This window comes from Thioclava sp. F42-5 (assembly GCF_002213195.1).
GTDB classification, from domain to species: Bacteria; Pseudomonadota; Alphaproteobacteria; order Rhodobacterales; family Rhodobacteraceae; genus Thioclava; species Thioclava nitratireducens.
This window is the reverse complement of the sequence record NZ_NBNZ01000010.1, coordinates 47,990-61,001: the sequence shown is the minus strand read 5'-3', so window position 1 is coordinate 61,001 and position 13,012 is coordinate 47,990. Positions and strand designations below refer to the sequence as shown.

The following is a 13,012-nucleotide window of genomic DNA, read 5'->3' as shown; positions in this document are numbered from 1 at the left end:
CGGAAAAGCGGTCAGGAGAACCGCGCATGCCTCGGCAGGCGGGGCTTTTCGAACCCCGCCCGCCGAGGCATCGGCGCTGATATCACCGTTGTGGCGCGACAGTCGTCGCCCCGGAGTTACTGCTGTATCGTATCGCCCGGCGTTGCCTCACCATTGACCCCGCCTTCGCCGACCCCGGTCGTCGCGGGCGCCTGGGTCGTCGAGGTACCAAGCCCGTCAAGCGGCGCCGATGGCGGCTCGGAGCGCACGACGCCTTCGGTTTTCGGGGCGTTCTGCGTCGCGGCGGGCGCCTCTGTCTGGTTTGCACCCGCCCCGGTCGGTTGCGGGGAATTTGCGGCCATCGCGATCCATACGAGGATCACCGCCACGCCCAGTATCACGACCATGGCCATGCCGATCAGGGCGGGGGCATGCCTCTTCTTCTCGCCATTTGTATTCGTATTCGGTGCGGACATCGGATTGCTCCTTCCATCTTCGATAGTGTCCTGTCGGGGCCGTGGCGCAGAGCGCATCGATCCGGCCCCCTTCACTTCGGGTAACGCGGTCGTCCCGGTTCGGGTTCAGCCCGTCGGCAGCGAACCGCCTGGCCCTGCCGGCGAAACCGCTTTGAAAACGGCGCGCGGGACGGATACTCTTGGCACTGAACTGCGTGACTGAGGCGAAACCGGATCGCGCCCGCCCGAAACAGGAGGCGATCCCCGGAAGGCGCGCTTGCCTTCGCGCCGAAACGCTCCACGTCACACAAGCCGAGAATAACGAGGAATATCGCAAGAATGCCCGCCGACACGACGGCTACCCAAGCCCTTCCCAAGCGCCTGATCGACTACCGCCCGTATCCTTTCACGCTCGAGAGCGTGGGACTCGATTTCACGCTCGATCCGGACGCGACAGAAGTACGCGCGCGCCTAGCCTTCTCTCCGCGGGAAGCGGCAGCGGCTCTGCATCTCGATGGGGAGGAGCTGGAGCTTGTCTCGATCGCGCTGGACGGGCGCGAGCTGGCCTCCGGCGAATACCAACTCAGCAAGACCGGCCTTACGCTCCCGCCGGATATTCTGCCGGCACAAGGCTTCACGCTGGAGACCGTGACGCGGATCGCACCCTCGAAAAACACCGCGCTGGAAGGGCTTTACATGTCGAACGGCATGTATTGCACGCAATGCGAGGCCGAGGGCTTCCGCAAGATTACCTTCTATCCGGACCGCCCCGACGTGATGGCGCGCTTCCACGTCACGATTACGGGCGATCAGCCGGTTCTGCTGTCGAATGGCGATCTGGTCGCGAACCGCGACGGCTATGCCGAATGGGTCGATCCGTGGCCCAAGCCCGCCTATCTCTTCGCACTGGTCGCGGGTGACCTTCGCGCGCATTCGGGCACATTCACCACGATGTCGGGCCGAGAGGTCGCCACGAATATCTGGGTCCGTCCGGGCGACGAAGACCGTTGCGACTTCGCGCTGCAGGCGCTGCATCGGTCGATGCGCTGGGACGAAGAGGTTTACGGCCGCGAATACGACCTGGACATCTTCAACATCGTCGCCGTCGATGACTTCAATATGGGCGCGATGGAGAACAAGGGGTTGAACATTTTCAACTCCAAATGGGTTCTCGCCTCGCCCGAGACCGCGACCGATGCCGATTACGAGCGTATCGAGGGCATCATCGCGCACGAATATTTCCACAACTGGACCGGCAACCGCATCACCTGCCGCGACTGGTTCCAGCTGTGCCTGAAAGAGGGGCTGACGGTCTATCGCGACCAACAGTTCACCGGCGACATGCGCGGACACGCGACGAAGCGGATCGACGACGTTCTGGCGCTGCGCGGGCGGCAGTTCCGCGAGGATCGCGGTCCGCTGTCGCACCCGCCGCGCCCCGATCATTACCGCGAGATCAACAACTTCTACACCGCGACCGTCTACGAGAAAGGCGCCGAGATCGTGGGCATGCTGCACCGCCTGCTGGGGCCCGACGGCTATCGCGCCGCGCTCGACCTCTATTTCGAGCGCCATGACGGGCAGGCCTGCACGATCGAGGACTGGCTGAAGGTGTTCGAGGACAGCTCGGGCCGCGACCTGAGCCAGTTCAAGCGCTGGTATACCGATGCGGGCACGCCGACGCTACGGGTGCGCGACAGCTTCAAGGACGGCGTATACACGCTTGAATTCGAACAGGAAACGCGCCCCACGCCCGGTCAGGAAGAAAAGCCGTTGCGCCACATCCCGATCGAAGTTGGGCTGCTCAACGAGAATGGCGACGAGGTCGTGCCATCCACCGTTCTTGAGATGACAGAGGCGAGGCAGAGCTTCACCTTCGACGGGCTCGCGACGCGCCCGGTGCCCTCGATCCTGCGCGATTTCTCCGCCCCCGTGCGGCTGGAGCGCGACGCCGACACGTCCGAGCTTGCCTTCCTGCTGACCCATGACCGCGACCCGTTCAACCGATGGGAAGCGGGGCGTGCGCTGGCCCAGAAGATGCTGATCGGGCGCGTTCTGGGACAAGAGGGTGACCGATCCTTCTCCGATGCGATGGGTGCGCTGTTGCGCGACGAATCCGCCGATCCGGCCTTCCGCGCGCTGTGTCTGAACCTGCCCTCCGAGGACAGCATCGCGCAGGCGCTCTACGATCAGGGCGAGACGCCCGATCCTGCGGCGATCCATGAGGCGCGCGAAGCGCTCGCCCGCGATCTTGCGACTGCGCATAAGACGCTTCTGGCCGAGATTTTCACCAAAACCGAAGCGACGGCGCCCTACAGCTCCGACCCGGAGCAGGCTGGCCCGCGGGCGCTGCGCCTTGCCGTTCTGCGGCTTTTGAACCGCATCGACGGCGGAGCCCGCGCGGGTGCCCTGTTCGCCTCGGCCGAGAACATGACCGAAAGCTTCGGCGCGCTCGCGGCGCTGGTGCAGACCGGACAGGATGCGAGCGCCATGGCCGAATTCCGCGACCGCTGGCAGGGCGACCGGCTGGTGATGGACAAGTGGTTCCTCGTCCAGCTCGCCAACTGCCCGCCAGAGATGGCGCTGGAGCGCGCCGAGGCGCTGACCGGCGATCCGCTCTTCACATGGAAGACGCCGAACCGCTTCCGGGCGCTGATGGCGGGGCTGTCAGGCAATCACGCGGGCTTCCACCGTGCGGACGGGGCGAGCTATCGCTTCTATGCCGATTGGCTGCTCAAGCTCGATCCGGTCAACCCGCAGGTCGCCGCCCGCATGTCCACCGCCTTCGAGACGTGGACGCGCTACGACGAAGACCGGCGCGCCAAGATGCGCGACCAACTGGAGCGCATCGCCGCGCAACCGGGTCTCAGTCGCGACCTGTCCGAGATGACGCAGCGTCTACTGGGCTGATTTCCGCTCGGCGCCTGCGCGCGATCCCGGAAGACCACGGATTGGCCGCATTCTCGGCCCATCCGTGCCGGGTTCTCGCGCTACGAAAGGCGGACGCTCGCGACTTGCGGGCGTTGGGCAGTTTCGCGAACAGGCTCGACCATGGACGACAATGAATTTGAATACCGACACCAGGCCCGCCGGGCGGGAGGGTATCTTGCGCTCGCCTTCGGGATGGCGCTGCTCTACGGCGCAATGAAACTGACCGCGACGACATGGATTCATGTCGCCGCGTGGATCTATCTCGCCCTCACTTTGTACAAGCTGATGCGCAATCGCTCGGGGCTGCTGCGGATCACGCCTGCGCGAATGGAAGTCTACCGCAACGGGCGGCAACTGGGCACGTTCCCGCTCGCACAGATCGACTCGGCGCGGCTGCGACGGCGCAAGCTCGCAGGCGACGAATGCATGGTCACGCTGCGCGACGGTCGCCGCGCCTACCTGCCGCGCGAGGCGACGCCGCCGCTCGACCGGCTCAGCGCGATTTTCGAATCCTACGGGGTGCCGCTGGTCTGATGTCCGCTGCGGGGCGGTCGCCCTCTTGCCCCCGCCCCTGCCCTGTCCTAGAAGCTTGCCCAAGCCTTTACTGACAGGATGTGGACATGCTCGACCATCTCGAATTCCAAGCCCCCGAACCCAAGGTCATTGCCGGTGCCAAATCGGATTGGGAGCTGGTGATCGGGCTTGAAGTCCACGCGCAGGTGGCCTCGAAAGCCAAGCTGTTCTCGGGCGCCTCGACCAAGTTCGGCGCAGAGCCGAACTCGAACGTGGCCTTCGTCGACGCGGCGATGCCGGGGATGCTGCCGGTGATCAACGAGTTCTGCGTGGCGCAGGCCGTGCGCACGGGCCTCGGCCTCAAGGCCGACATCAACCTGCGCTCGGCCTTCGACCGGAAGAACTATTTCTACCCCGACCTGCCGCAGGGCTACCAGATTTCGCAGCTCTACCACCCCATCGTGGGCGAGGGCGAAATCATCGTCGATATGGGTCCGGGCGTCGCGCGCAAGGTCCGGATCGAGCGTATCCACCTCGAGCAGGATGCGGGCAAGTCGATCCACGACATGGACCCGCATATGTCCTTCGTGGACCTCAACCGTACCGGCGTCGCGCTGATGGAGATCGTCTCGCGCCCCGACATCCGCGGCCCGGAAGAGGCTGCGGCCTATGTCGGCAAGCTGCGTCAGATCCTGCGCTACCTGGGCACCTGCGACGGCAACATGCAGAACGGCAACCTGCGCGCCGACGTCAACGTCTCGATCTGCAAGCCGGGCGCTTACGAGAAATATCAGGAAACGCAGGATTTCAGCCATCTCGGCACGCGCTGCGAGATCAAGAACATGAACTCGATGCGCTTCATTCAGCAGGCCATCGAATACGAGGCCCGTCGCCAGATCGCCATCGTCGAAGACGGCGGCGAAGTGGTGCAGGAAACCCGCCTTTACGATCCCGACAAGGGCGAGACGCGCTCGATGCGGTCGAAGGAAGAAGCGCATGATTACCGCTACTTCCCCTGCCCCGACCTGCTGCCGCTGGAAATCGAGCAGGCCTGGGTCGACGATATCGGCGCCTCGATGCCCGAACTGCCGGACGCGAAGAAAGCGCGTTTCGTCAAGGAGCTGGGACTGTCGGAATACGATGCCTCGGTGCTGACCGCAGAGGTCGAGAACGCGGATTACTTCGAGGCCGTGGTGGCCGAGGCCGGTGACGGCAAGCTTGCCGCGAACTGGGTCATCAACGAGCTGTTCGGTCGCCTGAAGAAGGAAGACCACGACATCACCTCGAGCCCGGTCGATGCCGCGCAGCTTGGCGCGATCATCCGGCTGATCAAGTCCGACAAGATTTCGGGCAAGATCGCGAAGGACCTCTTCGAGATCGTCTACACCGAAGGCGGCGACCCCGAGAAGATCGTGGAAGAGCGCGGCATGATCCAGGTCACCGATACCGGCGCCATCGAGGCCGCCGTGGATGAAGTGATCGCCGCGAACCCTGAGCAGGTCGAGAAGGCGAAGGCCAACCCGAAGCTCGCCGGCTGGTTCGTCGGTCAGGTGATCAAGGCTTCGGACGGCAAGGCCAACCCGAAGGCGGTGAACCAGATCGTGGCGCAGAAGCTGGGTCTTTAAGCCATCCTGAAGATCCGAAACGAGGCGCCTTCGGGCGCCTTTTTTCATTTCACGCCGACGGTTTTCGGGAACAGCTTTGCGGCTTGTGGCTTGGGGTCGCGCCCCGTAGGTTCACGAGGGCGTGACACGGAAAGGACCGATCCATGAGCGGACTGCTGGCGCTTCTCGATGACGTGGCGGGGATCGCCAAGGTGGCGGCGACCTCGATCGACGATGCGGCAGGTCAGGCGGCCAAGGCGGGCTCGAAGGCGGCTGGCGCGCTGATCGACGATGCGGCGGTGACCCCGAAATATGTCCACGGCTTCAAGCCCGCCCGCGAATTGCCGATCGTGGGGAAGATCGCGCTCGGCTCGATCAGGAACAAGCTGGTATTCCTGCTGCCTGCGGCACTGCTGCTCTCTGCCTTCGCGCCGTGGCTGATCACGCCCTTGCTGATGCTCGGCGGGTCGTACCTGTGTTTCGAAGGCGCGGAGAAGGTCTATCACCTGTTCAAACCGCATGAGCCCGATGCCGAGGGCCATGTCGCGGCGGAGACCGCCGACCATCTCGAGGAAAAACGGGTGAAATCCGCAGTGAAGACCGATTTCATCCTCTCCGCCGAGATCATGACCATCGGCCTCGCCGCCCTGCCCTCGGGCCAGCCGATCTGGATGGAGGCTATCGCGCTCGCCATCATCGGGATCGGCGTGACGGTGGTGGTCTATGGCTCGGTCGCATTGATCGTGAAAGCCGACGACGCGGGGCTATGGCTGGCCGAGAACGGCAAGCTCGGGCCGACGCGTACGTTCGGGCGCGGCATCGTGCATGTGATGCCCAGATTGATGCAGTTGCTGATGATCGTCGGCACCGCCGCGATGATCTGGGTCGGCGGCAATATCGTGTTGCACGGGCTGGCGGAGCTTGGTTGGCACGCGCCCTACGACTGGATTCACCATCAGGCCGAAGCCGCCGCCCATGCGGCAGGCACGGCGGAAGGCGTCGTCAGCTGGGCCGTCACCGCGTTCTTCGACGGTGTCTTCGGACTGATCTACGGGCTGGTCCTGATCCCGGTCGTCACCCGGATCATCCAGCCGATCTACCGCGCCGTGACCGGCAAGGAAAAACCCGCTCACTGAGCGCAAGCGGACAGGTTGAGGCCATCCGCGCCGCCCTATAGGCTGGGCGCGAACAGATCGCAGGAACCGCAGATGACCGAGTATTTCGAGACCCAAGAAGGCCGCCGCATCGCCTATAACCTGACGCCGGGCAAAGGGCCGGGCGTAGTTTTCCTCGGCGGGTTCAAATCCGACATGGAAGGCACGAAGGCGCTGGCGCTGGAAGACTGGGCAAAGCGCGAGGGCCGCGCCTTCCTGCGCTTCGACTATTCCGGCCACGGCGTCTCGGACGGCGCATTCGAGGACGGCGCGATCGGCGACTGGTTTGAGGATGCGCGCGACGTGATCATGGCCAAGACCGAAGGCCCGCAGATCCTCGTGGGCTCCTCGATGGGCGGCTGGATCTCGCTCCTGATGTCGCGCGAACACCCCGAGAAAGTCGCGGGCCTCGTCACCATCGCCGCGGCCCCCGATTTCACCGAGGACGGCTATTGGGCGAGCTTCGACAAGGAAACCCGGCACAAGCTGGAAAGCGAAGGCTCCATCGCGGTCCCGTCGGATTACGGCGAGCCCTATGTCATCACCCGCCGCCTCATCAACGAGGGTCGCGAGCGATTGGTGCTGCGCAGCCCGCTGGGGCTGCCCTTCCCCACACGCTTCCTGCAAGGCACCGCCGACGAGGCCGTGAGCACCGAGACCGCGATTCGGCTGCTGGAGCATGCCGAGGGCGCGGACATGCGCCTGACCTTGGTCAAAGGCGCCGATCACCGCTTCTCGGATCCGGATTGCCTCGCGCTGATCGAGACCGCGCTGGCGGAGGTGCTGGCCCGGCTGTGATCCGCTGCTTGCGGCATTTCGATTTGCTTGACCTCGGCCCTTGCGGCACACTCGACGCGAGAAGCGCGAAAACGCGCCGCGATTGAGGTTTCGAGCGATGCCAAGCGATCCGCTGGTCTTTCTTCCCGGTTTCATGTGCGACGCGCGGCTGTTCTGGCACCCGCTGCAAGAGCTGTCTTCCGAGCGTTCGGTGATGGTGGCGCGGCTGCGCGGCACGACGATCGAGGAGATGGCACAGGCGGTTTTGGACGAGGCGCCGCCCCAGTTCGCGCTGGTCGGGCATTGGCTGGGCGCGGTCGTCGCGATCGAGATCCTGCGCCGCGCGCCCGACCGGGTGACCCAGGTCGCATTACTCGACGTCTCCCCCCTGCCCGAGATGCCGCAGATCGCCGCCGCGCGCGAAACCCGGATCGTGAAGGCGCTCACCGGGCGGCTCGACGAGATGATGCTGGAGGAAATCCCCGCCGACAGCCTAGCCCCCGATCCCGGCCGCGCTGAAATTCAGGCGATGCTGCTGGAGATGGCGGCAGGCTTGGGCGCCAACACGTTCGAGGCGCAGTCCCGCGCCCTGATGCGCCGCCCCGACCTGCAACGCACGCTGCGCGCCACGAAAACCCGCGCGCTGCTGATGTGCGGCGAATACGACAAGATCTGCCCGCCCCGCCGGCACGAATTCCTCGCCGAGCTGATGCCCCACGCCGAGTTCCGCCTGATCCTCGGCGCGGGCCACCTGAGCCCGCTGGAACAACCCGAGAAGATCACCCAGAACCTGCGCGACTGGCTGGAGGCGCCGTTATTGTTGGCGTGACGGAAAGGGCTGCTTTGCGGACAAACTTGCCATTCGAGGTTCTAAGCCGAATGCCTGCTTCTGATTTTTCACGCAGATTTTTCCAAAGTCTTGGAATCTATTCGGCCCTGCACGAACTAATTGCCTGTTCGCCGGTCCCTGCTGAAAAGAATGTTCCATCGGGTGAGAAGGAGAGATTGCTGCTCACTCGGCAGCCATTTGGATTTCTTTCAGAAAGCAAAAACGCTTCACTCACCAGAGGCGGGATCGGAGACAGTTTCTTGTCAATTTCGTGAGTTCCTGCACCGATCAACCCGACTTGTTCGATCAGAAAGTGACGCAGCAGCAGCGCTTGCTCCACCGCATCCAAGGCACGCCCTTCATCGGCCAATCTAACTTCGCACAAATGCCGGGTGGTGCCTTCTCGAGAACTCCATCCGGTAAGCACTACATAAAGCTCTGAACCCGGGCGCATCCACGCCCTCTGGTTAGAATGCATTCCCCAATCCCGCGCATGGCGCTCTGCGACGCTCTTCTCTTCCAGCCCCTCGCGGTTAAACTCCGAGTTCATTTCGATAGACACGCGACAGCGTTCGAAAAGGCTTGCGAAGTCGTGCAACAAGCCTTGTGCATCGCCTGAACTGCCCCAAAAAGAAAACGCCACCAGAAACGTAGCAAAGCGCTTTGGCACAAGAAAATTTTTGCGCATTTCATCGATCCGAACTCTCGAGAAGGAGACCTTCATCCACAAATCATAATCGGTCAACTTGGGCTCGAAACGGCCAATCGCCGCGATCGGCATTATACAAAAAACGCCGCCCCCTCGGAGCGGCGTTTTCAATTCCAAACGGCGATCAAACTCACCCAGCCTCGGCCGTCTTCACCTTCTTTTTCCGGATCGGGGTGACCGTCGCGGGCTTGCCCTTCCCGGGTGCCGGGTTGTCGGCGTTCTCGTCGATGAAATCGAGCACGAGCGGGCGGATGTTGTTGCGCCAGTGCGAGCCTGCGAAGATGCCGTAATGGCCCGCGCCGGGCTCGAGGTGCTGTTGCTTCATCGAATCCGGCACGCCGGAGCAAAGGCCGAGCGCGGCGACGCATTGGCCGGGGGCAGAGATGTCGTCCTTCTCGCCCTCAACGGTCTTCACCGCGACCTTGGTGATCTTCGAGATATCGACCATCTTGCCGCCGACCTCGAAGCGGTTCTTGGCGATCTCGAGGCCCTTGAAGATACGCTCAACCGTCGAGAGGTAGAACTCGGCAGTCATGTCCATCACGGCAAGGTATTCGTCGTAGAAGCGGTAATGCTTGTCGTGCTCCGATCCTTCGCCAGAGGCCTCTTTCCAGATCTTGTCCTGGAAGGCCTGCGCGTGCTTGTCCATGTTCATCGAGATGAAGGAGGCGAGCTGCATCAGGCCCGGATAGACCAGGCGCCCCGCGCCCTTGTATTTGAAGCCCACGCGCTGAATCACCATCTGCTCGAGCTGGCCCATCGTGACGCGACGGCCGAAATCGGTCACTTCGGTGGCGGCGGCGTCGGGATCGATCGGCCCGCCGATCAGGGTCAGCGTGCGCGGCTGCGCGGCCGGATCCTCGGCGGCGAGATAGGCGGTCGCGGCCAGCGCGAGCGGCGCCGGCTGACACACCGCGATCACGTTGGTATCAGGACCCATCTCTTTCATGAAATCGACAAGGTAGAGTGTATAGTCCTCGATATCGAACTTGCCTTCGGAGACGGGGATATCGCGCGCATTATGCCAATCGGTCACCCAGACATCGGCGTCGGGCAGCAGCGAGGCCACGGTGGAGCGCAGCAGCGTAGCGTAATGGCCCGACATCGGCGCCACCAGAAGGATGCGCCGCTCCATCGGCTCGCGGCCGTGGACGTTGAAATGCACGAGGCTGCCGAAGGGCTTGTTGAGCACCGTTTCGACCTCGACGAGGTGATCGCGCCCGTCCTCGGCGGCGATCGAATGGATGCCCCAATCGGGCTTGATCACCATCCGCGCGAAAGAGCGTTCCGTCACCCGGCCCCAGGCCGACATGATCTTGAACATCGGATGCGGGGCGAGGCCCCAGACCGGGTAGGACGCCATGGCGCGCGCCGAGGCGCCCATCCACTCGTTCGTGTTCCTGAAGGTTTCCATCAGGTCGTAGGACATGATCGTTTTCATATGCAACTCCTCGGGGCCGGCCACGCGCACACTCGGCAACGGAAACGCCGCTTTACCCCAAGACTGCGGCGATATTATGCTGGTTCAGAGGATAGGGAGGATTATCGTTCATGACAACCGAGGAGACGGACAAAATTGCTGCATCGCAGAAGATGCAGGAGAACCTCGCCCGCATCGAGGAACTGACAGAGCGGATGGTCGATGCGATCGCTCAGAAGCGCCCCGTGAATCCCGCCCTCGAAGGCCCCGGCGCCGATCTCTATTTCTCCTCCTCCGCGGCCATGATGAACGAATGGCTGGAGAAACCGTCAAAGATCCTCGAAGCCCAGGTGAATTACTGGGGTCAGGCGATGAAGCATTACCTCGAAGCGCAGGAGGCGCTCGCCAAGGGCGCGTTCCGCCCGCCCGAGGACACGGGCCCTTCCGACCCGCGTTTTGCCAACCCGCTCTGGGATAGCCATCCCTATTTCAACTATATCAAACAACAATATCAGATCGCGGCGCAGGGCGTGCGCGAGACGGTCGACAAGCTCGAAGACCTGGATCCGGTGGACCGTCAGCGGCTCCAGTATTTCTCGCGCCAGATCATCGACCTGATGGCGCCGACCAACTTCCTCGCGACCAACCCTGATGCGCTGGAAAAGGCGATCGAGACCGAGGGCGAGAGCCTCGTGAAAGGGCTCGAGAACCTCGTGCGCGACATCGAGGCGAACCGCGGCGACCTGCTCGTGACGCTGGCCGACAAGGACGCCTTCACCGTGGGCGAGAATATCGGCACCGCCGAGGGTTCGGTGATCTACCGCAACCGTCTGTTCGAACTGATCCAGTATACGCCGACCACCGAGAAGGTACACAAGACGCCGCTTCTGATCTTCCCGCCCTGGATCAACCGCTTCTACATCATGGACCTGAAGCCGCAGAACTCGCTGATCCGCTGGATCGTCGATCAGGGCTTCACCCTCTTCGTGGTCAGCTGGAAGAACCCCGACAAGAGCTATGCCGATGTCGGCATGGATGACTACGTGCAGGAGGGCTACCTCACCGCGATCGACGAGGTGAAGAAGATCACCGGCGAGAAGAAGGTCAACGCGGTCGGCTATTGCATCGCGGGTACCACGCTGTCGCTGACGCTGGGCCTGCTGAACAAGCGCAAGGACAAGTCGATCAACTCGGCCACCTTCTTCACCACGCTCACCGATTTCTCGGATCAGGGCGAATTCGCGGTCTTCCTGCAGGACGATTTCGTCGACGGGATCGAGCGGCAGTGCAAGGCCGACGGCGTGCTCGACAGCTATTTCATGTCGCGCACCTTCTCCTACCTGCGCTCGAACGACCTGATCTATCGGCCTGCGATCCGCAGCTACATGATGGGGGAATCCCCGCCCGCTTTCGATCTGCTGTTCTGGAACGGCGACTCGACGAACCTGCCGGGCAAGATGGCGGTCGAATATCTTCGCGGCCTTTGCCAGAAGGACCGCTTCGCGCGCGAAGGCTTCGAGGTGCTGGGCGAGACGGTCAAGGTCTCCGACGTCAACGTGCCGTTGATGGCGATCGCCTGCGAGACCGACCACATCGCGCCCTGGGTCGCCTCGTTCAACGGGGTCGCGAAGATGGGTTCGAAGGACAAGAGCTTCATCCTGTCGCAATCGGGCCACATCGCCGGAATCGTCAATCCGCCCAGCAAGAAGAAATACGGCCACTACACCTCCGAGGCGCCGGTCGCGAATCCCAACGAGTGGAAAGCGCAAGCCGAGTTTCACGAGGGAAGCTGGTGGCCGCGCTGGGGCGAATGGCTGGCCAAGAAGTCCGGTGCGATGGTGCCCGCACGCCAGCCCGGCGATGCCGATCACCCGATTTTGGCAGACGCGCCCGGCACTTACGTCAAAGAGATGGTAAAGATATAACCTTCCCGCTTGGGTTGTGAATTTTCTGCGGCGCAGCAATTCTTCTCTTGAAATGCTGCGCCGCAGCATGTATATACGTTGCGTAACCCAAAGGGCCCCGCCAACGTTCCAGACCACGGGCCCCAACCCAACGGAGCACTCACATGGCCAAGACCCAAGACTACACCAAGATCATGCAGGACATGATGGCGTCCTTCCCCGTCGACACCTCGAAATTCCAGGATGCGTTCAAATCGCAAGCTGCCCTCGGCGAGAAGATGTCGAAAGTGGCGCTTGAAGCTGCCGGCAAGTCGACCGAAATCTCGACCAAATGGACCAAGGGCACCCTCGACAAGATGGGCGACCTGACCAAGACCAAGGAAGAGCCCGCCGATTACGCCAAGGCGATGAGCGACTTCGCGTCGGCTTCCGCCGAGATGGCTGCCGAGAACATGGCTGCCTTCGCTGAAATCGCGAAAAAGGTTCAGATGGACACCGTCGAGCTGATGATGGCCGCTGGCAAGGACATGTCGGAAGAAGCGTCCGCCACCGTCAAGAAGGCGACCGCCGACATGACCGCTGCGTCGAAGAAAGCCGCAACGGCTGCGAAATAAGACCTCAACGCGGGCACCGGCCTCCTCCTCCCAGCCGGCCCTGCGTATCTCGGGCGCGCCTTCGCGGCGCGCCCTTTTTCTTTTGTTGATTTTGGCAGCGCGGCGTCTCACAATCGCTGCACA

The 13,012-nt window shown here is 63.0% G+C and carries 11 protein-coding genes; 8 read left to right on the top strand and 3 right to left on the bottom strand.

The window, feature by feature from the left end; genetic code table 11:
• Positions 1-116: 116 nt before the first annotated feature.
• Complete coding sequence (locus B6V74_RS18090; RefSeq protein ID WP_088723603.1) at positions 117-455, bottom strand: hypothetical protein; 339 nt, start codon at positions 453-455, stop codon at positions 117-119.
• Between the two features lie 318 nt (positions 456-773).
• Here B6V74_RS18090 and pepN point away from each other — a divergent pair, with 318 nt between their 5' ends.
• From pepN to B6V74_RS18060, 6 genes are all read left to right on the top strand, one after another.
• Positions 774-3,344: an aminopeptidase N gene (gene pepN, locus B6V74_RS18085; protein WP_088723602.1), complete on the top strand. Its 2,571-nt coding sequence runs from the start codon at positions 774-776 to the stop codon at positions 3,342-3,344.
• 141 nt (positions 3,345-3,485) lie between these two features.
• Positions 3,486-3,899 (top strand): hypothetical protein, encoded by a 414-nt coding sequence (locus B6V74_RS18080; RefSeq protein ID WP_075775505.1) that lies wholly within the window; start codon positions 3,486-3,488, stop codon positions 3,897-3,899.
• Between the two features lie 86 nt (positions 3,900-3,985).
• Positions 3,986-5,503 (top strand): Asp-tRNA(Asn)/Glu-tRNA(Gln) amidotransferase subunit GatB, encoded by a 1,518-nt coding sequence (gene gatB / locus B6V74_RS18075; RefSeq protein WP_088723601.1) that lies wholly within the window; start codon positions 3,986-3,988, stop codon positions 5,501-5,503.
• Between the two features lie 143 nt (positions 5,504-5,646).
• Positions 5,647-6,618, top strand: coding sequence for a DUF808 domain-containing protein (locus B6V74_RS18070; RefSeq protein WP_088723600.1), 972 nt, complete (start codon positions 5,647-5,649; stop codon positions 6,616-6,618).
• A gap of 72 nt (positions 6,619-6,690) precedes the next feature.
• A complete protein-coding gene (locus tag B6V74_RS18065) occupies positions 6,691-7,434 on the top strand; it encodes an alpha/beta hydrolase (RefSeq protein WP_088723599.1) in 744 nt (247 codons plus the stop codon).
• A gap of 97 nt (positions 7,435-7,531) precedes the next feature.
• Positions 7,532-8,242: an alpha/beta hydrolase gene (locus tag B6V74_RS18060; protein ID WP_075775509.1), complete on the top strand. Its 711-nt coding sequence runs from the start codon at positions 7,532-7,534 to the stop codon at positions 8,240-8,242.
• 97 nt (positions 8,243-8,339) lie between these two features.
• Here B6V74_RS18060 and B6V74_RS18055 read toward each other — a convergent pair whose 3' ends face one another.
• On the bottom strand, positions 8,340-8,987 hold the full coding sequence (locus B6V74_RS18055) for a hypothetical protein (protein WP_146694580.1): 648 nt from the start codon (positions 8,985-8,987) through the stop codon (positions 8,340-8,342).
• 94 nt (positions 8,988-9,081) lie between these two features.
• On the bottom strand, positions 9,082-10,392 hold the full coding sequence (gene phaZ, locus B6V74_RS18050) for a polyhydroxyalkanoate depolymerase (protein WP_075775511.1): 1,311 nt from the start codon (positions 10,390-10,392) through the stop codon (positions 9,082-9,084).
• A 110-nt stretch (positions 10,393-10,502) separates the two neighbouring features.
• Here phaZ and phaC point away from each other — a divergent pair, with 110 nt between their 5' ends.
• Entirely contained in the window at positions 10,503-12,296 is a 1,794-nt protein-coding gene (gene phaC, locus B6V74_RS18045) for a class I poly(R)-hydroxyalkanoic acid synthase (RefSeq protein ID WP_075775512.1), read from the top strand.
• A 143-nt stretch (positions 12,297-12,439) separates the two neighbouring features.
• Entirely contained in the window at positions 12,440-12,889 is a 450-nt protein-coding gene (locus B6V74_RS18040) for a phasin, PhaP (protein ID WP_075775513.1), read from the top strand.
• Positions 12,890-13,012: the final 123 nt, after the last annotated feature.